Source organism: Halobacillus faecis (assembly GCF_007991335.1).
GTDB lineage: Bacteria > Bacillota > Bacilli > Bacillales > Halobacillaceae > Halobacillus > Halobacillus faecis.
Map to the genome: position 1 here is coordinate 58,400 of NZ_BJYD01000001.1, position 23,106 is coordinate 81,505.

Here is a 23,106-nt window from a genome sequence, read left to right on the forward strand (position 1 = left end):
AGGAAAAGCAATCGCACCCGGGTGCGATTGCTTTTTTTTGAGCTTTCAGTCTACAATATATGGTAAGGAACAAAGACGAGGAGGGAGCGCTTTGTCACACCAACGAATACGTACCGAATTAAAAACATGGTTGGAGCAATACCAGCAGTATCAGCCGAATGATTTTGAAATGGTTTATGATCATTGGGTTCAACAAAGCTTGGCGAATGTGGATCCTCAAGTGAAAAAAGCATTTTTCTCAAAATTAGATGCCTGGTTTTTTCATACCCATGCTTTTTTACAAGGAACCTCTTATCAATACGAGGCCAGAGAACGGATTCTAACGGTGGGGAGAATTTTTTCCAATCAGATTGAAAAAATTGAAGATATGGAGAAAGAGCTGACCGTAGAACAGTTAACCTACATAGCTGAGCAGCAGATGGCCAGGGGGCGTCTTTATTCATTTGCGCAGGGTGGCTTGACAGGGGCCGGCGGCTGGCTTTTTCTAGGGATGGATTACCCTCTGATGATGCTCATGAATATAAGAGCGATACAGCTGATTGGTTTAACATTTGGACATGAAATGAACCATCCTTATGAAATGATGATTTCCCTCAAAGTATTTCATGCTGCTACTTTACCGAAAAGGTTAAAAGCGAGTGCTTGGAACGAGTTGATTGAAGAAGTGAAGAAGAAAGAACACCCTTTCATCTTTGCAGGGGAGGATCAATTGACAGATGAAGGTTGGATGGAACAACCGATGAAACAGTGTTTTAAATCCTTATTCATCCTCATGTTCAGAAAAAAGCTCGTTCAAGGTTTACCATTCATCAGTATCGCGATAGGAGCTTATTCGAACTACCATCTAACCAAACAGGTGACAGAGTTTGCCATGAAATTCTATCAATACCGTCACCTTATGAACCAGGAAGGAGCGTCTTGATTGGCTGTTGAAGAACATAAAGCAAGAGGAAGTGATTCAGTTTCCTGCCTTGTGCTCACCGTGAGCGACACACGCACAGAAGAAACCGACAAAAGTGGTAGGTTGATGATCGAAAAGCTTACGAATGCCGGACACACGGTAAGTAAATACCATATTGTAAAAGATGAACAAAGTGAAATTCGTGACTATACGAAGAGTGGGGTGGACGATCCCGACATCGATGCGGTTTTAATAAACGGCGGTACAGGGGTTGCCAAACGGGATATAACGATTGAAGTGATTGAAGGGATGCTTGAGAAAGAGATGCCTGGCTTTGGAGAAATTTTTAGAATGCTTAGCTACACGGAGGATATCGGATCTGCAGCGATCTTGTCACGTGCCATTGCTGGTGTATCTGGACGAACGGCTATATTTTCTACACCAGGTTCTTCTGGCGCCGTAAAGCTCGCGATGGATCGATTGATACTTCCTGAACTACCACACATTGTTGGAGAACTGAATAAAGACAAATAAAAGAACCCCGGATCCGGGGTTCTTTTATTTGTCTTCTTTTTCTTTCGCATTATCCGGGCGCACTACAAGTACATCGCAGGTCGCGTATCTTGTGATATGTTCGGATACACTACCGATAAAGAAACGTTCCATCGCATTTAAGCCTGTTGCGCCGCAGATAATAAGATCAGCATTATATTTCGGAGCGACATCTTTAGCAATTTTTACTTTTGGGGAACCGTATTCAATATCAACAACTACGTTCTTCACACCGGCTTTTTCTGCTTTTTCCTGGTAGTCATTTAATAATTCGGTCGCATATTGTTCGGCGCGGATCGCGAGGGAACGGTCATAGGCTTCTACGGTTGCAAAGGCTCGTGTATCCACCACGTGAGCTAGTACCAGCTTCGCCTCATTTCGGTTCGCAATGTCAATGGCTTTATTAAAGGCCACTTCTGCCGTAACGGAGCCGTCGACTGCCACAACAATATCCTTATATTCAAAAGTCATGCTGGATGCCTCCTCTCTTTTCTATATTCTTATTATATCATGCCTGTTTATTGGATAGACGCGCAATTGACGCATAATTATAACAATTTTGAGAAAACTAAACAGGGAGGTGGTACACGTGAAGAAACCGAAGAATCCAATCGAGAGAGAAAAAGATATGGAGCAGGAACAACAACTTATGCAGTCGATCAATGAAAGTTACCAATCCGGAAATAAGAAAAAAGACTCCCGTTAATAAAAGCCCCAACAGCTTTACGCTGTTGGGGTAATTACGTTATCTTCTCTTTATAAAGATAGGGTAAATCGTGAAAATGACGAAGAATGTTGAAAAACCTGGTGACCATGCATCAGGAAGAAGGAAATAAAGCAGGCTTCCTGTCAAAATCGCTCCCATGGCTAAGATGTTCACGTATCGTGGTTTCGTTAATAGAGACAAATCTTCGTCGTTTAAACGGGTTCTTTTTACAATGAGGTAATCACTGCAAATAACAGCTGAGATAGGAATAATCAATCCACCAAGCAAAGAAATAAAAGATTCTGCTTCATTTACAAGAGCAGGGAAACCGCTGAGCATCACACCTACTGCGCCGAACATAACAGCGGCTTGAACTCTAGAAAGTTTTGGAAAGGTATTCAAAAGGCTGAATCCACCTGTATACGCATTACTGACATTAATGCTGATCATGGAAATAATGGCCGTCCCTGTAATAATCGCTATAAGAAGCGGAGAATTCGTTAAGGCAGTGGATGATACATACGGGTTAAGATCGTGAAACAGATAAGCAGAGGCACACCCGATGACCGCTGTAATGAAAAAGCCGATACCATTACCAATGAGTAATCCATAAAAACCATGAGAAGGGGATTTTGCATACCTCGTCATATCCGCTGATGCACTTACGCCTGATACATACTGAACAAACGCGAGGCTTGCAAAAAATAACATGGACGAGAATGACCCTTCCATCCCTCCATTATGAAGCATCATCAGTGAACCGGGGGTTTGATTTGTAGTAAAGTAAACATACAAGATCGTTGCTTCACCGATAAGTAATAAAGGTAAAAAATAGCTCATGGCTTGTTTTACCGCATTAAAACCAACAATCGCAAGTGTAACCATGAGTATCGAAAGCGGAATAGAGTAGACCCAAAATGGAAGATCTATTCCGGTCAGACGTAAGATTAGTTGCTGGACGACATAAGTCCCACCGATGGTTTGTACACTGAACCAATAAAGGGAAGTGAGGCTCCGGATCGGGGCAGATAAAAATCGGGTACCATTTACTCCGAGAATTGTACGCAGTGCATATTGAGCCGGGATGCCAAGTCGGGCACCTGGTAAGGATAAGAAAGATACTAGTAAGAAGCCGAGAAGTGCTCCGATGATCGTCGAGATGACCCCTGCCCAGAAGGAAAGTCCTCCTTCCAAGACAGCCAATGCGGGAACGAGGAAGTTGCCTGCATTGGCAGCTATGGCAATCTGTATGAAAGCAAAGCGGTACCAAGGGGTGTCCCGTTTTTCAGCAGGAACAGCCTCTAAACCATAATGTTCAATTAATTGTTTCCGGGGAGCATAAGCTCTCAAAACATTCACGTCCTTTCTGACCCAATCATTGTACAGAAAGGCGACTCAAGTGTAAATGAAAATAGAGACTTAAGGAGGTTTTTAAAATATGAGGCATGCACTGATTACAGCTGGCACCAAAGGGCTAGGGAGGAAAGTAGCCGAGCACATGCTGAAACAAAATCATTCCATTACTGTTACATATAGAAGTGATGAAGCTAAAGCCCTTTCTTTGCTAGACGATTTCCCTGAAGATCAAGACAGAATTCAAATTATAAAAGCTGACGTGACAAAGAAGGAGGAGATCCATTACCTTATAGAAAAAACTTTGAAGCGCTTTGGTAGAGTTGATTTTTTAATTAATAATGCAGGTCCCTATATCTTTGAAAGAAAAAAATTAATAGACTACACAGAAGAGGAATGGAATTCGATGATTCGAGGAAACCTTGATGCGGTGTTTCACCTTATGAAAGCCATTGTTCCTCAAATGAGAAAACAAAATTTCGGTAGGATCATTAACTACGGCTTCCAAGGGGCACAATCGGCTTCAGGGTGGATCTATCGTTCTGCTTTTGCAGCAGCAAAAGTTGGTCTTGTATCCCTGACTAAAACGATTGCTTATGAAGAAGCAGAATATGGAATCACTTCAAATATGATTTGTCCGGGAAACATAACAGGAGAGTGGAAGGAATCTTGCATCGAAGTGAGTAGAAAAAGTAGAGATGAAGAAACTCCGATCGGCCGCCCGGGGACGGGGGAAGATGTAGCACGAACCATCGATTTTTTATGTCAGGAAGATTCGGATATGATTACAGCTACGATTTATGAAGTCACCGGGGGATTGGACGTTATCCACAGGCACCGATAAGTCATAAAGAAATAGTCGAATTTTGGATGTTCTTCATCCTATAGAAAACATTTGGTACAATAAAAGGGCTTTCTTTTCTTATTTTTGAAGACTTGTATGAAAAGCATTTCAGGATGAAGTAAATTTCATGTATAGAATAAGGAGGATGGGCTGCAGTGAAAATAGGAGTACCAAGAGAAGTCAAAAACAATGAGAATCGTATAGCGATGACGCCTGCTGGGGTGGTCAGCTTGACCAACGCAGGGCATGAAGTGTTCGTAGAAACAAGTGCAGGACTAGGTTCAGGCTTCACCGATGATCAGTACAGGGAAGCTGGTGCTTCAATCGTTGGTTCAGCTCAGGAAGCATGGAGTCAGGAAATGGTAATGAAAGTAAAAGAACCTCTTCTGGAAGAGTACGGATATTTTTATAAAGGACTGATCTTATTTACTTACTTGCACTTGGCTCCGGAACCGGAATTGACGAAAGCTCTTGTAAGTAAGAAGGTTACTTCAATTGCATATGAGACCGTTCAATTGCCGAATGGATCACTCCCGCTTTTGACGCCGATGAGTGAAGTAGCAGGAAGGATGGCTTCCCAAATTGGTGCCCAATACCTTGAAAAGTCAAAAGGTGGAAAAGGAATTCTGTTAGGAGGCATCCCGGGTGTAAGACGCGGAAGAGTCACTGTTATCGGTGGAGGCGTTGTAGGTACAAATGCAGCTAAGATTGCCATGGGACTTGGAGCGGATGTCACCATCATTGACCTGAACCCTGAACGATTGCGCCAGCTTGATGATATTTTTGGTTCTGATATCAACACGTTGATGTCGAACCCGCTAAATATTCAAGAGGCCTTGGAAGAGTCCGATCTAGTTATTGGAGCTGTTCTTATTCCAGGGGCTAAAGCGCCAAGCCTCGTGACAGAGGATATGGTCAAATCGATGAATGAAGGATCTGTCATTGTTGATGTTGCCATCGACCAAGGCGGCATTTTCGAAACCACTGATCGAATCACCACTCATGATGATCCTACTTATGAAAAGCATGGGGTTCTTCACTATGCGGTAGCTAACATGCCGGGCGCTGTTCCGAGGACGTCCACCATCGGGTTAACGAACGTTACGGTTCCATACGCTCTTCAGTTAGCGAACAAAGGATATAAGAGGGCCTGTCAGGAAAATGAGGCACTTTATAAGGGTCTTAACACGCTTGAAGGGCATGTGACCTACAAAGCGGTTGCTGAAGCTCAAGGTCTTGAATATACAGAGGCCAAGCAACTTTTTAATAAATAAAGATATATATAAAGAGCGCGGACTTCACTCACGTCCACGCTTTTTTTTATATCCTCTAACCCCCCTGTTTCCAGGCTCAGTGTTGAACTATGGCTGTCAGAAAACCTGAGAGTTAGATCATCGGGAGTTTTTGGAATATTAATCTTTAACGGTGTTTTTTTAGGCAGATTTGATGTGATTTTGTTTTGTATCTTTTATATCAGTATCCTTCTGTTTTCTAAAGATGGTTGCAATGATGGGGCCGGAAATATTGTGCCAAACACTGAAAATAGCACTGGGTACAGCAGCGAGTGGGTTAAAGTGAACAGCTGCAAGAGACGCTCCAAGACCTGAGTTTTGCATACCAACTTCAATGGAAATTGCTCGTTGTTTGGCCGGTTCCATGTGGAACAGCTTCCCTAAACCGTAGCCAGCTAGATAACCAAGGATGTTGTGAACGACAACAATCGCGAATATAGCTGCCCCCGTCTTGGCGATTTGAGATTGATTGACACTTACGACAGCAGCGACAATAGCTACAATGCTGATCACTGATATAAGTGGTAGAGCCTTCACCGTTGCTTGTACTTTTTTCTTAAAAATGGCTTGGACGACCAAACCTAGTATAATCGGTACAAGAACGATTTTAACAATGGAGACAAAAAGAGCCCCTGCTGAAACCGGGAGCCACTGACTGGCGAATACCCAAACGAGTAAAGGGGTGAAAATAGGCGCAAGCAGAGTCGATACAGCTGTAATAGAAACGGAAAGAGCCGTGTCGCCTTTGGAAAGGTAAGTCATAACATTGGAGGAAGTCCCACCCGGACAACATCCTACAAGAATGACACCTACCGCTACTTCTGGTGAGACAGGAAGGATGGTCACTAATAGAAAAGCGAGAAGCGGCATGAGCGTAAACTGTGCTCCCACACCTATCGCTACATCCTTCGGCCTTTTGAATACCTCCTGGAAGTCTTGTTTAGATAGAGTCAGTCCCATTCCAAACATGATCATTCCCAATAAGGGAACAATATAGGGAGCAATCCATGTGAATCCTCCTGGAAGATAAAAAGATAAGGCCGCAAAAAGGAGAACCCAGATGGCGAAAGTGCTGCCTGCAAATTGACTTACTTTTTCTAATGTTTTCATCATATTCAACTCCTTATGTAGAAAGATATTTTCTGATTATACGCTCTTTTCAGAAAAAACAAAGGTTCTTGATACAGAAAAAAATGAAAAAAATCACGATATGGCCAAGAATTTGAGATTCTTAAAGTTCCAGCGTAAAATAAAAAGAAAAAGTGAAACCTTTTAAGAACGAGACACGTACATACAGGTACACAGGGTCACAGTTGAAGGAGAGGTGAAGATTTGGGTTTCTTTTCTAGATTGTTTTCAAAAAGTGAAAAACAGGCACCAGAAGTAAAAGAACGGACACCGTTGAATATCCAAGTCGGTGACATTGTCACGTACGATCTTGTGGATTATGAAGTTGTAGGGAAAATTACGTATCGTGACGGTGGTTATGAGTGGTTCTCATACCAGCTATTAGAAGGTATGAGAACGAAGTGGCTGGCTGCTGAAATGGATGATGAGCTTGAATTAGGGGTATATGAGACGGTCAAACTCCCCGTATCTCTGCCCTTCCCTGAAAAACTCGAATACGAGGGTCAAACTTTCTTTAAAGATGAAGAAGGGGAAGCACGCGTAACGGGAGAGGGAAGAAGTACAAACATTAATGGCCGGACGTCCCGTTATGCAGAGTATATGTCTGAAGATGAAGCGACGTATCTAAGCCTTGAATCATGGGGCAGTGAAGTAGAAGCGAGTGTTGGGTATGAGATCGAATCCTATGAAATCAAAATTTTGGCTGGTTCAAAATAAGGAGGAAGAAAAATGTTTAAATTTTTTAATCGTGTAAAAACAGTCGTAGGTTCAGAGTTGAACGCCATGTTGGATAAAGCAGAAGACCCTGTGAAAATGCTTGATCAATTCATGCGTGATATGGAGAATGACATCCGCGAAGCGGAAAGTGCGGTAGCGAAGCAGATCGCAAATGAAAAGATGTTGAAACGAAAATACGATGACTCTCAAGCTCTTGTAGATAAGCGCATGAAGCAGGCTGAAAAAGCCATTGAGGCTGGAAATGAAGATTTGGCTCGCCGTGCCCTCGAAGACAAGAAGAATCATCAGGACCAGGCGGACCAATTCAAGGCTTCATGGGAGCGTGCTCAGCAGGATGCGAACAACCTTCGTCAAAAACTAGACGAAATGAAAAAGGAATATCAGGAGATGAAGCTGAAGAAAGATTCCTTGAAAGCGCGTGCCGAGTCCGCCAAAACGCGCACGAAGATGAACCGCACGATGTCTAACATTGGTGGGGATCAGTCCCGACAAGGTTTTGAGCGTATGGAAGAAAAAGTCATGCACTATGAAGCAGAGGCTGAAACGAGTGAGGATATGTCTTCCCAAAGCCGCTCCCTGGACGATGAATTCGAAGATTTGGATAACAAAGATAGTGTAGATAATGAGTTAGAAGAACTGAAGAGAAAGATGAACAAAGAGTAATCTCTGGTCCATGATTCGTGCCTGGCCAAGTGGTCAGGCACGGTTGTTTTATGGCCTGGGATTTTAGCGAAGTCCGAGTTAAGGATAGGATTTTCCAATATAGCGGCATCCGGCTCCGGCGCCCGGTATTCATGATATAAGGCATCCGGCTTGCAAAGGGGAATCACCTTCTTGCGGCCGTTTGATTATGCGTGTGTTGACTCCGGGTCGCTCCTTGAGCCTTTGTTCTGTGGAAGGAGGATGTGTGTTGAAAGATTATGCAGGGATCATAGTCGTAGGAATCATTGCCTTTTTCTTATTGTTCAATGTATTTGGCGGAGATGACCAAAGAGGAATGTCAGGTTCTTATACCGAAGATACATATGGTGAACTACCTTCAGAGCCCGATCGGTCTGAAATTTTAAGTGGAATTGAAAATTCGGAAGAGAACGATATCGAATCATTGATTGAGGATCATTTCCCTCTATTGGATACGGTTCGATCCGAACAGGGCATCTCGAGAATTTATATGACAAGAGAACTGACGTTAAAAGAGGTCTCAGATTCTTTGTCCTCAGCGATACCTCCTGAAGAAATAAGTGAAAGGCAGGAAAATAAGCAGGCTCTCATTTATCCAGATCATTTTGTTATCCTCCAGGAAAGTACGGAGGAACCCGGGGTCATTACGATTGAACTTGCATCCGATGATTTTGTAAGGAATCATTATTCTCCCGGTTTCTTTAGTGGTTTATTTTTAGGATCTATTCTTAACCGTTCTTTGGGATCGAATGATTGGTATGAGCGCCGAAGGGCAAATTGCCAGCAGACAGGGAACTGTTATGGTGGATATGGGATGTACGGGAATTATAATTCAGGTGGAACCACTTCTATGAGAGGGTCATCAACCCGCGGGGGCGGTCCTGGTACAGGAAAATAAAGGAGGTTATCATTATGGAACCATTTTTGGCTACGTTAGGCTATTTTGTGATGGCTGTTGTGATTGTTGTAATTGGATTGGTTATCTTTGAGTGGTTAACCAGACAGTATAAGGATTGGGAAGAGGTAAAGCAGGGGAATCAGGCAGTGGCGATGTCGATTGCAGGGAAAATCATTGGAATCTGTATTGTCCTGTCATTCGCCATTTATCATAGTTTCACTGTATGGGATACGTTGGTTTGGGGAGCGTACGGAGTTGTCCTCCAAATGATTGCCTACCTTTTATTTGAACTGTTCACACGTAAGTTTTCTGTGGAAACGAAATTGAAGGAAAATAATACAGCGGTCGGAATCATTACGATGGGTGTATCGATTGGTTTAGCCTTTGTAATCGGTGCGTCCATTACATAACGGCCTGAGAATATTTGAGAGAAGCCACTATGAATCATTCTCATAGTGGCTTTTTAACATACAAGTTTAAGTGGAGTGAACAAAGTGGAAGCGAATATTAGAAAAAGTCATTTTATATACTGGGCCTCAGGCATTGTTTCCATATGCGGGATTATTTTTGAAGTTTTATTTGGTGCGCTTGGCTCCTATATTCTCGGTGATGGTGTAAAGCAGTACACGTTAACGATCAGTTTGTTCCTTACCGGCATGGGGATCGGTGCGAGTATAAGTGAGAGAGTGATGAAGCAGCTGATTGTCACGTTCATCTGGATTGAATTCATGGTGGCCTTGATCGGAGGTTTTTCAAGCTTCACGATGTTTGGTATGACGGCTTTTGCTCCTGCAGGAACGGATGCACTGTTCCTATACTTGGTCACATTTACCATTGGAGCCTTGACTGGTCTTGAACTGCCGATCCTGATTAGAAAGGCCAATGAAATAGGTGTGGAGCTCAACAGAAGCACGGCCAGGGTACTATTTTCTGATTATGCAGGTGGATTGATTGGTGGGCTACTTTTTGCTTTTTATCTCAGGCCGCAAATGGGCATGGTGAAAAGTGCATTCTTTGTGGCTTGTATTAATTTAGCCGTCGCCGTTTTAGTCTTGTATTTATTCCGCTCTGAAATTAAGCGCTTCTCTATCCATCTGACAGGAGCCATCCTAATCGGGGCACTTCTTATTGGTGGATTATTTTTCGGTGAAGAAATGGCCTTCTCTTTCGAACAAAAGCTATATAAAGATCCAATCATTCATATGGAAGAGAGCGCTTATCAGCGAATTGTACTTACAAAAGAGCAAGGGGATACACGCCTCTATTTAAACGGTTCTTTGCAGTTCAGTTCAACAGATGAACATCGCTATCATGAAACACTTGTCCACCCTCCCGTCGCTTTTTCTGATAAGCAAGACAATGTCCTTATCCTTGGCGGGGGAGATGGGATTGCGGCTAATGAGTTATTGAAGTATCAGGAAATCAAAGAGATCACGCTCGTTGACCTTGATCCAGCTGTCACAGATCTTGCACAATCCAATTATCATCTGCTGCAAGTAAATAAGGGAGCTCTTGATGACTCAAGGGTTAACGTATTAAATAAAGACGCGTTCGAGTTTTTAGAGAATGCAGATCAATTTTATGATGTAATCATTATCGACCTTCCTGATCCGAATAACGAAAGCCTGAACAAACTTTATACGCGGGAGTTTTATTCTTTAGTGAGAAACCATCTATCCCCTGGAGGCGCAGTAATGATCCAGGCGACTAGTCCGCTTTTTGCGACAGAAGTGTATTGGACAATTGATAAAACGGTGGCTTCCACGGGTCTGTACACGGAAAATTTTCATGTGGACGTTCCGAGCTTCGGAAATTGGGGATTCATTATGGCTGCACGGGAACCGGTAGCGATTGAAGAGGTCCAATTTACTGTGGAAACTGAATATCTGACAGAGGAAGTGTTTCAATCCATGACAGTGTTTGGAAAAGATGAAGATGGGGAAATCTTGAATGGTGAAGGCCAAGTGGTCAAGATGGAACCCAATACCCTTATCCATCCACATCTCATTCAAAAGTATGAAGAAGCTTGGCGGAACTATTAAATTAGCAATCGATAAAAGGAGTGTTATGGATGAAAGTTTCTTATCATGGTCACGCTGTAGTGAAAGTTGAAGCCAATGGAAAAACCATTCTTTTTGATCCGTTCATTTCAGACAACGGGAATACAGATCTGGATGCAGATCAAGTGAAAGCAGATGTGATTTTACTTACTCATGGTCACAACGATCACGTCGGGGATACTTTTGAGATTGCAAAAAGAAATGATGCTCAGGTTATCGCTCCGTTCGAGTTAGCTACTTACCTTGGAAATAAAGGCTTGAATGCTCATCCAATGTATATTGGTGGAGGTCACGAATTTGATTTTGGACAGGTGAAATTCACCCAGGCATTTCACGGCTCTTCTTATCAGGAAGAGGATGGAACCATCGTGTACACTGGGATGCCTACGGGTATTTTACTGACGATTGATGGAAAAACCATATACCATGCCGGAGACACTGGTTTATTCTCGGATATGAAGATGATCGGGGAAAGGAATGACATTGATCTTGCTTTCCTCCCTATTGGTGACAATTTCACGATGGGACCTTCTGATGCGCTCGTTGCTGCTGAGTGGATCCAAGCGAAACAGGTCGTGCCTGTCCACTACAACACCTTTGATTTAATTGCTCAGGACGGGGATGCATTTGCTCAAGAAGTGAAACCAGGAAAAGGTACGGCGTTAAAGCCGGGAGAATCCATCGAGCTTTAAGCCTGCAATATTCAAAGCCGTTTGTCTACTCAATGACAAACGGCTTTTTCTGAAACTTCAGGAAGAAATTGCGGATCATCTGTATCAACTGTATAATAACAATTATAAGAAATTGGATTAGTACAGTTAGAAAGTTTGGTGGGCGTATGGCAACAAAACATGAACAGATCCTGGAACATATTGAATCCCTGTCAGTCGGCAGTAAAATATCTGTCAGAAGAATAGCGAAAGCATTGAATGTCAGTGAAGGTACAGCCTACAGGGCCATCAAAGAAGCGGAGAATCAGGACCTTGTCAGCACGATGGAACGTGTCGGAACCATCAGAATTGAAAAGAAGAAAAAAGAGAACATAGAAAAATTGACGTTTGCTGAAATTGTGAATGTCGTCGATGGTCAAGTGCTTGGCGGACGGGAGGGTTTGTATAAAACCCTAAGTAAATTCGTCATAGGTGCGATGAAGCTTGAAGCGATGATGCGTTATACAGAAGCGGGTTCTCTTCTTATCGTAGGGAACCGGACAAATGCTCATGAGCTTGCGGTTAAAGAAGGGGCAGCCGTTTTAATAACGGGTGGATTCGATACGAGTGAAACGGTTAAGAAGCTGGCTGATGAAAAGAAGCTTCCCGTCATCTCTACCAGCTATGATACATTCACAGTCGCAACGATGATCAACCGAGCCATTTATGATCAATTGATAAAAAAAGAAATTGTACTTGTTGATGATATTTATACTTCCTTTGAGGAATCAAAGTTCCTGCAGTCATTGGATCCGGTTGCCAAGTGGCATGAATTTAACACAGCCACTGGCCATAGCCGTTATCCAGTCGTAGATCAACAGAATCGTGTGGTCGGCATCGTCACATCAAGAGATGTGATCGGTAAAGATAAAGAGACACGGATTGAAAAAGTCATGACTCGAAATCCAATGACCGTACATGCGAAAACCTCTCTTGCGAATGCTGCCCATGTCATGGTTTGGGAAGGGATTGAACTGATGCCCGTTGTTGATCCTTCTCATAAACTTCAAGGGATCATTTCCCGACAGGACGTGTTAAAAGCTTTGCAGCATATCCAAAGGCAGCCTCAGGTAGGCGAAACGATTGATGATCTGGCGACAAACCGTATGGAGGTCATTGCAGAAGATGACTCAAATCCTGTATGGCAGACCAAAGTAACACCCCAGATGACGAACCCACTAGGAACGATGTCTTATGGTGTTTTCATTTCGTTAATTACAGAAGCCTCAAGTAGATTATTAAGGAAATATAAAAAGGGCGATCTTGTGGTTGAAAACATTTCGGTCTATTTTATTAAACCTGTTCAAATTGAAAGCGATATCGAAGTGCGTCCTCAGATTTTGGAGGTCGGAAGGAAATTTGCAAAAGTAGACATCGAGGTTCATCATGAGAAGTCCATTGTTGGAAAAGCTCTCCTCATGGCCCAGCTCATTGACCGATAAAAAAAGTCGCTGAACAACAGCGACTTTTTCTTAGATATTTAAGATTGGGGACTTGTACGGTGCTTTTGAAATTCTGCCCGGTAATGCTTGCTTGCTTTCCACCCCTGCTGGGCTTGGAAAATACCAAGGGTAATGAATACGAGGCCTACAAAAAGGGAAAGTTTCGTTTGGTAGAATACATATTGGTTAATCCCAAAAAAGAAAATGAAACTTCCAAGGAAAAGCTTGGACTTACTATTTAAGTATTCTTGAGTTAAAGGATCGTTGGAACGAACAATCATCACCTTGTAGTAGATGTAAAGCACAAAAGAGATTAATATAAGGATCGGAAAAATAATCATTTGATCGACTCCTGTGTTTAAATTTCTCTTTTATTGTAGCTTTTTTTTTCGGAAAAGGCTACCTGTGCATAGAATTCTATGATTAAATAACACGCAAAGCAAAAGAGGAGGACTTTTATATGAGTAAGCAGGCCATTATGAAAGCTATCAAGGATCACGAAGTCATCATCATCCATCGTCATGTGCGTCCAGACCCGGATGCCTATGGATCGCAGGCTGGTTTAGCTACATTAATTCAAGCCACTTTTCCACAAAAGCAAGTGTTCATTACCGGCACAGGTGAACCTTCTCTTGAGTTTCTTGCTTCGATGGATGAAGTTCCTGATGAAGCCTTTAAAGGAGCTCTTACGATCGTGTGCGATACCGCAAACCAGGCTCGTATCGATGACCAACGCTATGATCAGGGAGACGTACTAATAAAAATCGATCACCACCCGGAAGTAGATGCCTATGGAGATATCCAATGGGTGGACACAACCGCAAGCTCCACCTCGGAAATGATCTATCAATTGTACTCTGAGTTCTCAGAGGAAGGGTTGGTCCTTAATGATGAGGCAGCTCGACTTCTTTACGCAGGAATTGTAGGGGATACGGGGCGATTCCTTTTTCCGAGTACGACGAAACAGACGCTGTCTTATGCAGCGAATCTTGTGAATTTTGAGTTCGATCGACCAACTTTATATAATGAGATGTATAAGACTCCTGTTCATGTTGCCAAGTTGAAAGGATATGTTTTACAGAATTTCACCGTGCATGAGGCTGGGTATTCAACGATTCGGCTCGACCGTAATACGTTGGATGAGTTTAACGTTTCTCCTTCGGAAACGAGTCAGCTCGTAGGTTTGCTTGGGGACATAGAAGGAATGCTTGCATGGGCATTTTTCGTGGAGGAAGAAGAAACCATACGCGTCCGTTTACGCTCGAAAGGGCCGGTAATTAATGGGATTGCAGCCAACCATAATGGAGGCGGCCACCCGATGGCCTCAGGTGCTTCAGCTTCTTCTTGGGAAGAAACGGAGGAAATTGCTAAAGAACTTGAAATGGAATGTCAGAAGTACAAGAACGAGCAGGCGGACTAAGCCTGCTCAAGTTTCTAACGTTTCAGTTTAATTTCTAGATGCAGCTGCATGGTTTCAGCTACAATTAATCTCGTCACTTTTAACTCATAAGTGAAATCATCGACAACGTAGTTTTTATTTTCAATCGTTGAAATAATGAGGTCGACTTGATCAGCAACGATGGAGACATCTTTTCCTGATACAGTGACGAGTTGATCTTTGACCAACGCATTCAATTGGTGCTGGGTCAACAGGTCCACCTCAAGTTTTTTTGCATTTGTAAACACGACACTTATTTCTTTAACATTCATGGGCTTCCCTTCTGATTGTTGATCCTGGTTATTTAGGAGAGCTTCATATTTGGTTTCCCATTCACTTAATTGTGCCGTCATTTCTATATGTTCTTCTGTATATTTTTGCTGGAGTTGCCCATGAACATAAATGAAAAAGGCATAACCAATAATTGCACCCAACACAAGACCTGCAAAAAAACGTCTCCATTCCTTATTTTTATGATAGGCAGGAAAATGCATTATGTCACCTCATCACCCAATAACCATTCAAAAAGAAGCAGCGCTGTTTTCACTCCACCCATCGCGGCAATAATAATCATCACCTGCTTGAAGATATCAAAAGTGGAACCGTCAAAAATTCCTTTTTCAAAGTTGCTGATGGCATCAAATGTTCCACCAATGGCTGCCACGATGGCCCAAATCCTCAACCCTTTTGCAATCCGAAACATGGATGTTAAAGCGGCTTCCCCAGTTAATAAACTTCCTATACTTCCGATAATGGTTCCGCCTACGATTACACCGAACGCGATAAAGAAGCATTGAATCATGGATATGACTAAACGATCTTCCATCTTGTCCCTCTTTTCGCTATCTGAAAATTGTCTCTTACCTAACCATTATTCTTTCAACTCTTTCTTTATGCAGAAGGCTTTCATCCAAACTCAAGAGTAGCTATAATTTACATGAAAGAAGGTGTGCGAAATGACATTTACCCATTTGAATGTGCAATCGGGGTATAGCTTGATGAACAGTACGATTAAAATCAAGGATCTTGTACGAACAGCCAAAAAATCCGGATTTGGTGCTGTTGCTCTTACTGATCAGGATACGATGAGCGGAGCGGTTTCCTTTTATGAAGAATGTAAGAACGAGGGGGTAAAACCGCTCATTGGTCTGAAGACCAATGTCATTGATCAATCATTCTCCTTTCCAATGATTCTGTTGGCGGAATCAAACAGAGGGTACCACAACCTGCTCGAAATAAGTACGATCGTACAAACAGAAAAGGAAAATATTACACTAGAGCAATTGGCTACGTACAAAGAAGGGTTGATTTTCATTCAGATCACCTCAAGTTCTCCGTGGGCCGAGTCGATTTCTAATCGTATGGCTGACAAAATAGAGGATTCTAGAGCGCGCTGGGTAAATCTCTTAGGGAAGAATCGTTTATACTTGAGTATCCAGGATCGTGATCTTCAGTCAGAGCGCCACTTACATACACCTCTAAAAGAATGGGTGAATAGTAACGGAATGAAGGTCGTGGCCATTGGGGATGTGCGTTATTTGGATCGCGGGGATGCGGATGCTTTCCAATGTTTGCGTGCCATTGAAGAAGGAGTACGGTATAGCCCTGAAAACAATGATCATCATTACTATATGAAGTCTCAAGAAGACATGGAGAACTTTTTTGGAGAATGGTGGCCGGAAACCCTTGAAACAACGAAGGAAATAGTGGATGCGTGCCAGGTAGAATTGGAATTGAACAGGCAATTGCTTCCTTCTTATCCTTCTCCAGAAGATAAAAGTTCAGATGAATACTTACGCGAGCTATGTAAAGCTTCACTGCCTCAAAAATACGACGCAGATGTTCGCCATCAAGCAGAGGAGCGACTGAATCATGAGCTATCCATCATCGCATCAATGGGCTTCAGTGATTATTTCTTAATCGTTTGGGATTTCATCAGTTACGCGAGGGAAAATGGGATTCATGCAGGTCCGGGTCGTGGTTCTGCGGCGGGATCCATCGTCTCCTATTTGCTGGGGATTACTCAGGTGGATCCGGTAGCGTATCACTTGTTATTTGAACGATTTCTCAATCCAGAAAGAATTACGATGCCTGATATAGATATTGACTTTCCGGATCATCGTAGGGACGAGGTGATCTCCTATGTAGCTGAGAAATATGGGAGTGATCATGTGGCTCAAATTTGTACATTTGGTACGTTTGCGGCCAGGGGTGTTTTAAGAGAGTTGTTCAAGGTATTGAAAATAGATGAAAGTGATGCCTCTTTCATCCTTCATCAAATTCCTAAAACGACTACTTCTTCACTCGTGGAAGTCGTGAAGAAATCGGAGGATCTGAAAGAGTATATTAGAAACTCGGAACGTTTAAAGTTGTTGTTTCGAGTGGCTACGAAGCTTGAAGGGCTTCCGCGACATGTATCAACCCATGCGGCCGGTGTCGTTTTAAGTGAAGAACCACTAGTGAACTATACGGCTCTATTGAAAAGTCAGGGTCCTGTATCTTTAACCCAATATGCCATGGGGGACCTGGAAAAAGTGGGACTTCTCAAAATAGACTTTTTAGGTCTCAGGAATCTTTCTTTCCTTGAAAGAATGGAACGGAAAGTAAAACGATATCGTCAAAAGGATTTTTCAATTAATCATATTCCGCTGGATGACGGTCCAACTTTTGATCTCTTAAAAGAAGGAAGAACCAATGGAGTTTTTCAATTGGAGTCTCAAGGAATGAAAAATGTGCTGCTTCGTTTAAAACCGAGTCATTTTGAAGATGTTGTTGCAGTTAACGCGCTGTACAGACCAGGCCCGATGGAATATATTCCTTTGTATATTGATCGGAAGCATGGAAGGGAAAAGATTGAATACCCACATCCTGATTTAAAGCCGATTCTTGACCGTACGTTTGGGGTACTGGTTTATCAAGAGCAGATCATGGAAGTCGCTCGTCGTGTGGCAGGATACTCTTTAGGTGAAGCTGATCTCTTAAGACGGGCAGTGAGTAAAAAGCAAGGCAATGTTTTGGAAGAAGAACGGTTGACCTTTGTCCACGGTTGTAAGGAAAAAGGCTATGTTGATTCGATTGCTCAACAGTTATTCGATTGGATTGTCAAGTTCTCCAATTATGGATTCAACAGAAGCCACGCCGTTGCGTACAGCTTGATTTCTTACAGACTAGCATACATGAAAGCCCATTATCCTTCTTATTTTATGGCAGAGTTGATGAATGCTCATCTAGGAGATCATGAAAAGATGACGTTATATATTCGTGAAGCCAGAGATATGAACGTTAAGGTTAAGGCTCCATCTGTGAATAAAAGTCAAGCTTTGAATCACGATGACTCAGGAGAAATCAGAATTGGAATGACAGCTGTCAAAGGGGTTGGCTACCAGGCCGCCCAAGCAATCATTGAAGAGAGAATGAAGGGACCTTTTCGGAACCTTAACGATTTCTGCCTCCGTGTTGACGGAAAGGTTGTTTCAAGAAAGGTGATTGAAAACCTTGTTCTTGCGGGCGCCTTCGACGACCTTCACCAAAATAGAGCGAGCGTTCTTGCAAGCATTGACCAAGCTTTAGAGCAGGGCGAGCTTTTTAAGGAATTTCAAGATCAACCTGGATTTTTCGGAAATGAGCTGGACATGGAAATGGTGGAAGTGGATCCTTTCCCACCTTTGAAGCGTTTGTCGATGGAGAAAGAAGTATTAGGCACCTACATGTCTCAACACCCATTGGGACATCAACGGAAAGAACTTGATGAGGAGGGGGTTCTTCCGGTTCGACAGGCGCACCGTCTTAGAAGGAAACAAGTCGAGGTTGCCGCAGTTATTGATGGTCTCCGCGAAATACGCACAAAACGAGGCGACCCGATGGCGTTTTTGACCATTAGTGATGAAACCGCGGAAATGGATGCTGTTCTTTTTCCGGAAAACTATCGAAATTTAAAAGTTTGGATGAAAGAACAGATGCTCGTCCATTTACAGGGGAAAGTCGATGAAAGAAAAGGACAGAAACAATTGATCATTAACCATGCGGCCCCTTTAGGGATGGATGAAGTTCCACAGAGACAAAAACAACGACTTTTTATCAAGGTGACGGAAGAACAGGAGCGCTATTCTATAGAAAAATTGAAAAAGCTTGCTGAATATTTCCCGGGGAATACACCAATCTTCATTTTTCGATCCGAAGATCGAGTGACTTATAAACTGGATGAAACCTATTGTCTTGAAGTGAATGACGTCTCGATGGGGAAATTGAATGAATTTTTCGGGGAGTCATCCGTAGCAGTCAGACCTGTGAAAGCAGGGCCAGATCAATAAAACCTCAGTCCGGATTTTTGTATTTCTTTACACGCTATATTCATCTGTTATAATTAAGAGGTTAATGGTGGTCAGACCACCAAGGTCGGTTCACTATAAGTTTAAAAGGAGAGTGTCGTCGTGTCGAATTTAAGAGATGAAGCTTTGCATATACACCGTGTCAATAAAGGGAAACTTGAAACCCATTCGAAAGTTCCTGTCAGAAATGCCAGAGACTTGAGTCTTGCCTACTCCCCTGGAGTGGCAGAGCCTTGTAAAGAGATTTATGACCATAAAGATACGGTGTACGATTATACAATGAAAGGCAATATGGTAGCCGTTGTTAGTGATGGATCAGCTGTTCTTGGTCTTGGAAATATTGGTCCTGAGGCTGCCCTGCCAGTCATGGAAGGGAAAGCTGCTTTATTCAAGAGCTTTGCAGGAGTAGATGCATTCCCCATTTGTTTGAACACGCGTGATATTGACCAGATCGTTCAGACAGTGAAATTGATGGAACCTACTTTTGGCGGTGTGAACTTGGAAGATATCGCTGCACCCAACTGCTTCATCATCGAAGATCGACTAAAGAAAGAAACGAATATTCCAATCTTCCATGACGACCAACATGGGACGGCAATCGTTACAGTAGCAGGATTAATGAATGCATTAAAAATAACTGGAAAAACCTTCTCAGAAATCAAAGTGGTGGCTAATGGCGCCGGAGCTGCAGGAATTGCTATTATTAAATTGCTCTATCATTTCGGTGTTCGTGACATCATCATGTGTGACTCCAAAGGAGCTATTTTCGAAGGCCGCGATTATGGAATGAACGATGTAAAAGATGAAATTGCTAAAATTACGAATAAAGACCGTACAGAAGGGAATCTTGAAGAAGTCATGGAAGGTGCGGATGTGTTCATTGGGGTATCCGTCGGAGGGCTGCTATCAAAAGAGACCGTATCTAAAATGAACGATGATTCGATCATCTTTGCCATGGCGAATCCTGAACCTGAAATTATGCCGGAAGATGCAAAAGAAGCCGGAGCGCGTGTCATCGGGACAGGCCGTTCTGACTTTCCTAATCAGGTAAATAATGTGCTTGCATTCCCGGGGATTTTCCGTGGTGCATTGGATGTAAGAGCAACTCGAATCAATGAAAAGATGAAGATTGCTGCGGCCGAAGCCATTGCCTCCTTAGTAAGTGAGGATGAGTTGAGTGAGGATTACGTAATCCCTGCACCATTCGATCCACGGGTGGCACCAGCAGTTGCTGCAAGTGTAGCGAAAGCGGCGATGGAGTCCGGGGTCGCCCGTCATCACGTAGACCCTGAAGAAGTGGCAGAAAAAACTAGACAACTGACTTTAATTGACGAAGATTGATATGAGAAGGGGGAGCCTTTCGGTTTCTCCTTCTACATAAATTGATTGTGGTTAGAGATGAAAAGAGGTGTCCGGGAACGTGACCCAGGAGCAGCGAGGAAAAGTTTATGAAGGTGTTCTTCAACAATTGAAATCATACATTGAAGAGCATCGGTTAAAGCCTGGAGATAAGCTCCCTTCAGAACGAGAATTGAGTGAACAGTTGAATGTAGGCAGATCATCAATTCGTGAGGCCTTTCGAGCGATGGAGCTTCTTGGGTTGATTGAAACCAGAAGGGGTGAGGGCACCTATATGAGAGCCTATCGCCCTTACCATATGGTTGAACTGCTTTCCAATTTTTTACTTAATGAATCGAGGACCAAGAGTGAGTTGATGACCGCTAAACAAATGATAGAAAAAGAAGTTCTGTTCTTGTTGAACGGGAATTTGGACAGCCGGAATTGGATTGAGTTAAAAGCAATCATTTCCGGCCATTCATACACACAGAGACACCAAAAGGTATTTGAATATTTATTCAGCCTCTGTGATCAACCTCTCCTTCTTTCGATGTGGCAATTCATCTCAGGATTTACCCATACTGTCCATGATGTAAACTATTCGGATGAATGGTATGAAGAATTGGTGAACGTCATGGAGGAAGAAGATACATTGAAAATTATACGTCTATTTCAATAATCGTATCGTGTCGAATCTACTTCGACAGAATGAGTCATATTACGAAATGGAATTTATGTATATTGATAAGAAAGGAAGCTTTGTCCCAAAGGAGGAATCACCTTGCTAAGAGACTTTTTCAGCAAGAAAAAAAGATACGCATCCATTCCCAGCCAAGAAGCAAAGCAGGATGTACCTGAAGGTTTGATGCAGAAATGCCCAAACTGCCAAAAAATCTTTTATAGAAAAGAATTAAATCGAAATATGAATGTTTGCCCTCATTGTGATCATCATCATCGTCTTAGTGCTTATGAACGCATCCAACATTTATTTGATGAGGAATCCTTTGTAGAATGGGACAAGCACATGATCTCAAATAACCCATTGCATTTCCCGGAATATGAAGAAAAACTGGAAAAAGACCGTCAGAAGTCTGACCTGAATGAAGCAGTGGTTACCGGAAAGGCAAAATTGAATGGCATGGAAACAGCAGTGGCTGTAATGGATGCCCGTTTTCGAATGGGGAGTATGGGTTCGGTCGTAGGTGAAAAGATCACGAATGCCATCGAGAATGCTAGAAAGGAAAATATTCCATTTATCATTTTTACAGCATCCGGTGGAGCAAGGATGCAGGAGGGTGTTCTCAGCCTTATGCAGATGGGGAAAACATCTGTTGCTCTCCAGCGCCTCCATGCTGATGGTGGTCTTTTCATTTCAGTCATGACTCACCCGACAACTGGTGGAGTTTCAGCGAGCTTTGCCTCACTTGGAGATTATAATTTTGCAGAGCCAGGTGCTTTGATTGGATTTGCGGGTCGGAGAATCATTGAACAAACGATTCGCGAAAAACTGCCAGAAGACTTCCAGACTGCTGAATTTCTTCTAGAGCATGGTCAATTAGACAAAGTCATTCACAGACATGACTTGAAAAAGACATTAACGACGGTTCTTGATCTTCATAATGTGGGAGGTGACCAATCGTGAAGCACGTACTTGAATTCGAGAAACCTGTCATTGCATTAAGAGAGAAGATCTCTGATTTGAAGCGGCTGACTGAGAATAGTGAAATGGATCTAAGCGACGAAATCGTCACACTAGAGAAACGATTGGAAAGACTTGAAACAGATGTGTATGACAGGATGGCTCCATGGGATCGTGTACAAATGGCACGCCACCCTGAAAGACCGACAACGCTTGATTATATTGAATATCTATTCACAGATTTCCTTGAGCTTCATGGGGATCGTAATTTTGGGGACGATGCCGCGATTGTCTCTGGAATTGCTAAGTTCAAAGGTCAGCCCGTAACCGTAATCGGTCACCAGAGAGGAAAAGATACAAAAGAAAACATTCGTCGTAACTTTGGTATGCCGCATCCTGAAGGGTACAGAAAAGCTCTCCGTTTAATGAAACAGGCGGATAAATTCAAAAGACCGATCATTACATTTATTGATACAAAAGGAGCTTACCCAGGAAAAGCAGCAGAAGAAAGAGGTCAAAGTGAAGCGATTGCGAGAAACTTGATGGAAATGGCAGGACTCACAGTTCCGGTCATTTGTATAGTGATCGGTGAAGGTGGTAGTGGGGGTGCCCTCGGTCTTGGCATCGGAGATCGCATTTTCATGCTTGAAAATTCCACTTATTCCGTAATATCTCCTGAAGGGGCTTCCTCTATTTTATGGAAGGATGCAGGCCTTGCCCAAGAAGCAGCAGAATCCATGAAAATCACATCTTATGATTTGAAAAAATTAAATGTGATCGATGGTGTCATTCCAGAGGTAAGAGGAGGAGCACACAGGGATATCCAGGCCCAGGCCCAGGAAATTGAGAAAATCCTTTCCAACTCTTTAGAAACGTTGAGCGCTCTTGAAGTTGACGAACTATTAGAAAAACGTTTCTTAAAATATAAAAATATTGGCGATTACACCTATCTTGATTTATAATAGGATGGTTGAAAATAATAAGTCCGTAAAGAAAGGTCGCACTTTGGTGCGACTTTTCGCATCTTAACAGGATGGTAACGCTATCATTGATGAATG

Annotated in this window: 23 protein-coding genes; 17 read left to right on the forward strand and 6 right to left on the reverse strand. The window is 42.8% G+C overall.

Features of this window, described 5'->3' with window-relative positions:
* Nucleotides 1-91: 91 nt before the first annotated feature.
* Nucleotides 92-922, forward strand: coding sequence for an EcsC family protein (locus HFA01_RS00270; protein ID WP_146812569.1), 831 nt, complete (start codon nt 92-94; stop codon nt 920-922).
* Nucleotides 923-1,435 (forward strand): MogA/MoaB family molybdenum cofactor biosynthesis protein, encoded by a 513-nt coding sequence (locus HFA01_RS00275; protein ID WP_146812570.1) that lies wholly within the window; start codon nt 923-925, stop codon nt 1,433-1,435. It abuts the gene before it with no gap.
* A 24-nt stretch (nt 1,436-1,459) separates the two neighbouring features.
* Here the strand turns inward: HFA01_RS00275 and HFA01_RS00280 are convergent, their stop codons facing one another.
* A complete protein-coding gene (locus HFA01_RS00280; protein WP_146812571.1) occupies nt 1,460-1,924 on the reverse strand; it encodes a universal stress protein in 465 nt (154 codons plus the stop codon).
* Between the two features lie 274 nt (nt 1,925-2,198).
* On the reverse strand, nt 2,199-3,518 hold the full coding sequence (locus tag HFA01_RS00285; RefSeq protein ID WP_246139230.1) for a purine-cytosine permease family protein: 1,320 nt from the start codon (nt 3,516-3,518) through the stop codon (nt 2,199-2,201).
* A 79-nt stretch (nt 3,519-3,597) separates the two neighbouring features.
* On the opposite strand from HFA01_RS00285, the gene HFA01_RS00290 reads away from it, so the two are divergent.
* A complete protein-coding gene (locus tag HFA01_RS00290) occupies nt 3,598-4,356 on the forward strand; it encodes an SDR family oxidoreductase (protein WP_146812573.1) in 759 nt (252 codons plus the stop codon).
* 155 nt (nt 4,357-4,511) lie between these two features.
* On the forward strand, nt 4,512-5,630 hold the full coding sequence (gene ald / locus HFA01_RS00295; RefSeq protein WP_146812574.1) for an alanine dehydrogenase: 1,119 nt from the start codon (nt 4,512-4,514) through the stop codon (nt 5,628-5,630).
* A 159-nt stretch (nt 5,631-5,789) separates the two neighbouring features.
* Here the strand turns inward: ald and HFA01_RS00300 are convergent, their stop codons facing one another.
* Entirely contained in the window at nt 5,790-6,758 is a 969-nt protein-coding gene (locus tag HFA01_RS00300; protein ID WP_146812575.1) for a bile acid:sodium symporter family protein, read from the reverse strand.
* A gap of 222 nt (nt 6,759-6,980) precedes the next feature.
* Here HFA01_RS00300 and HFA01_RS00305 point away from each other — a divergent pair, with 222 nt between their 5' ends.
* The 7 genes from HFA01_RS00305 (at nt 6,981) to HFA01_RS00335 (ending at nt 13,305) form a co-directional block, all read left to right on the forward strand.
* Complete coding sequence (locus tag HFA01_RS00305) at nt 6,981-7,493, forward strand: DUF4178 domain-containing protein (protein WP_146812576.1); 513 nt, start codon at nt 6,981-6,983, stop codon at nt 7,491-7,493.
* 12 nt (nt 7,494-7,505) lie between these two features.
* On the forward strand, nt 7,506-8,177 hold the full coding sequence (locus HFA01_RS00310) for a PspA/IM30 family protein (RefSeq protein ID WP_146812577.1): 672 nt from the start codon (nt 7,506-7,508) through the stop codon (nt 8,175-8,177).
* Nucleotides 8,178-8,421: 244 nt separating this feature from the next.
* Nucleotides 8,422-9,093 carry a DUF4247 domain-containing protein gene (locus tag HFA01_RS00315; RefSeq protein WP_246139231.1) on the forward strand — a complete coding sequence of 224 codons (672 nt, stop codon included), beginning with the start codon at nt 8,422-8,424 and terminating at the stop codon, nt 9,091-9,093.
* Between the two features lie 14 nt (nt 9,094-9,107).
* Nucleotides 9,108-9,503 (forward strand): DUF350 domain-containing protein, encoded by a 396-nt coding sequence (locus tag HFA01_RS00320; RefSeq protein WP_146812579.1) that lies wholly within the window; start codon nt 9,108-9,110, stop codon nt 9,501-9,503.
* An 84-nt stretch (nt 9,504-9,587) separates the two neighbouring features.
* On the forward strand, nt 9,588-11,135 hold the full coding sequence (locus HFA01_RS00325) for a polyamine aminopropyltransferase (RefSeq protein ID WP_146812580.1): 1,548 nt from the start codon (nt 9,588-9,590) through the stop codon (nt 11,133-11,135).
* A 29-nt stretch (nt 11,136-11,164) separates the two neighbouring features.
* A complete protein-coding gene (locus HFA01_RS00330) occupies nt 11,165-11,845 on the forward strand; it encodes a metal-dependent hydrolase (RefSeq protein ID WP_146812581.1) in 681 nt (226 codons plus the stop codon).
* Between the two features lie 146 nt (nt 11,846-11,991).
* Nucleotides 11,992-13,305: a DRTGG domain-containing protein gene (locus HFA01_RS00335; RefSeq protein WP_146812582.1), complete on the forward strand. Its 1,314-nt coding sequence runs from the start codon at nt 11,992-11,994 to the stop codon at nt 13,303-13,305.
* 38 nt (nt 13,306-13,343) lie between these two features.
* On the opposite strand, the gene HFA01_RS00340 is transcribed toward HFA01_RS00335, so the two are convergent.
* Nucleotides 13,344-13,646 carry a YtpI family protein gene (locus HFA01_RS00340; RefSeq protein ID WP_146812583.1) on the reverse strand — a complete coding sequence of 101 codons (303 nt, stop codon included), beginning with the start codon at nt 13,644-13,646 and terminating at the stop codon, nt 13,344-13,346.
* 119 nt (nt 13,647-13,765) lie between these two features.
* Here HFA01_RS00340 and HFA01_RS00345 point away from each other — a divergent pair, with 119 nt between their 5' ends.
* Nucleotides 13,766-14,725, forward strand: coding sequence for a DHH family phosphoesterase (locus HFA01_RS00345; protein WP_146812584.1), 960 nt, complete (start codon nt 13,766-13,768; stop codon nt 14,723-14,725).
* 14 nt (nt 14,726-14,739) lie between these two features.
* On the opposite strand, the gene ytrI is transcribed toward HFA01_RS00345, so the two are convergent.
* Nucleotides 14,740-15,237 carry a sporulation membrane protein YtrI gene (gene ytrI, locus HFA01_RS00350; RefSeq protein ID WP_146812585.1) on the reverse strand — a complete coding sequence of 166 codons (498 nt, stop codon included), beginning with the start codon at nt 15,235-15,237 and terminating at the stop codon, nt 14,740-14,742.
* Nucleotides 15,237-15,569: a sporulation membrane protein YtrH gene (ytrH, locus tag HFA01_RS00355; RefSeq protein WP_089650537.1), complete on the reverse strand. Its 333-nt coding sequence runs from the start codon at nt 15,567-15,569 to the stop codon at nt 15,237-15,239. The genes ytrI and ytrH overlap by 1 nt, the downstream gene beginning before the upstream one ends.
* Nucleotides 15,570-15,699: 130 nt before the next feature.
* Here ytrH and dnaE point away from each other — a divergent pair, with 130 nt between their 5' ends.
* From dnaE to HFA01_RS00380, 5 genes are all read left to right on the forward strand, one after another.
* On the forward strand, nt 15,700-19,053 hold the full coding sequence (dnaE, locus tag HFA01_RS00360) for a DNA polymerase III subunit alpha (protein ID WP_146812586.1): 3,354 nt from the start codon (nt 15,700-15,702) through the stop codon (nt 19,051-19,053).
* A gap of 120 nt (nt 19,054-19,173) precedes the next feature.
* Nucleotides 19,174-20,412 carry an NADP-dependent malic enzyme gene (gene ystJ, locus HFA01_RS00365; protein WP_089650539.1) on the forward strand — a complete coding sequence of 413 codons (1,239 nt, stop codon included), beginning with the start codon at nt 19,174-19,176 and terminating at the stop codon, nt 20,410-20,412.
* A 79-nt stretch (nt 20,413-20,491) separates the two neighbouring features.
* Entirely contained in the window at nt 20,492-21,088 is a 597-nt protein-coding gene (locus HFA01_RS00370; RefSeq protein WP_146812587.1) for a FadR/GntR family transcriptional regulator, read from the forward strand.
* A gap of 102 nt (nt 21,089-21,190) precedes the next feature.
* Nucleotides 21,191-22,051, forward strand: coding sequence for an acetyl-CoA carboxylase, carboxyltransferase subunit beta (accD, locus tag HFA01_RS00375; RefSeq protein ID WP_146812588.1), 861 nt, complete (start codon nt 21,191-21,193; stop codon nt 22,049-22,051).
* Complete coding sequence (locus HFA01_RS00380) at nt 22,048-23,010, forward strand: acetyl-CoA carboxylase carboxyltransferase subunit alpha (protein ID WP_146812589.1); 963 nt, start codon at nt 22,048-22,050, stop codon at nt 23,008-23,010. Before accD ends, HFA01_RS00380 begins: the two co-directional genes overlap by 4 nt.
* Nucleotides 23,011-23,106: the final 96 nt, after the last annotated feature.

What these genes read in the sequence shown, in the direction of transcription:
- HFA01_RS00310 (WP_146812577.1), top strand. Translation starts at nt 7,506, where the DNA reads ATGTTTAAATTTTTTAATCGTGTAAAAACAGTCGTAGGTTCAGAGTTG.
- HFA01_RS00280 (WP_146812571.1), bottom strand. Translation starts at nt 1,924, where the DNA reads ATGACTTTTGAATATAAGGATATTGTTGTGGCAGTCGACGGCTCCGTT.
- HFA01_RS00330 (WP_146812581.1), top strand. Translation starts at nt 11,165, where the DNA reads ATGAAAGTTTCTTATCATGGTCACGCTGTAGTGAAAGTTGAAGCCAAT.
- ytrI (WP_146812585.1), bottom strand. Translation starts at nt 15,237, where the DNA reads ATGCATTTTCCTGCCTATCATAAAAATAAGGAATGGAGACGTTTTTTT.
- HFA01_RS00345 (WP_146812584.1), top strand. Translation starts at nt 13,766, where the DNA reads ATGAGTAAGCAGGCCATTATGAAAGCTATCAAGGATCACGAAGTCATC.
- HFA01_RS00290 (WP_146812573.1), top strand. Translation starts at nt 3,598, where the DNA reads ATGAGGCATGCACTGATTACAGCTGGCACCAAAGGGCTAGGGAGGAAA.
- HFA01_RS00320 (WP_146812579.1), top strand. Translation starts at nt 9,108, where the DNA reads ATGGAACCATTTTTGGCTACGTTAGGCTATTTTGTGATGGCTGTTGTG.
- ytrH (WP_089650537.1), bottom strand. Translation starts at nt 15,569, where the DNA reads ATGGAAGATCGTTTAGTCATATCCATGATTCAATGCTTCTTTATCGCG.
- HFA01_RS00300 (WP_146812575.1), bottom strand. Translation starts at nt 6,758, where the DNA reads ATGAAAACATTAGAAAAAGTAAGTCAATTTGCAGGCAGCACTTTCGCC.
- HFA01_RS00340 (WP_146812583.1), bottom strand. Translation starts at nt 13,646, where the DNA reads ATGATTATTTTTCCGATCCTTATATTAATCTCTTTTGTGCTTTACATC.
- HFA01_RS00335 (WP_146812582.1), top strand. Translation starts at nt 11,992, where the DNA reads ATGGCAACAAAACATGAACAGATCCTGGAACATATTGAATCCCTGTCA.
- dnaE (WP_146812586.1), top strand. Translation starts at nt 15,700, where the DNA reads ATGACATTTACCCATTTGAATGTGCAATCGGGGTATAGCTTGATGAAC.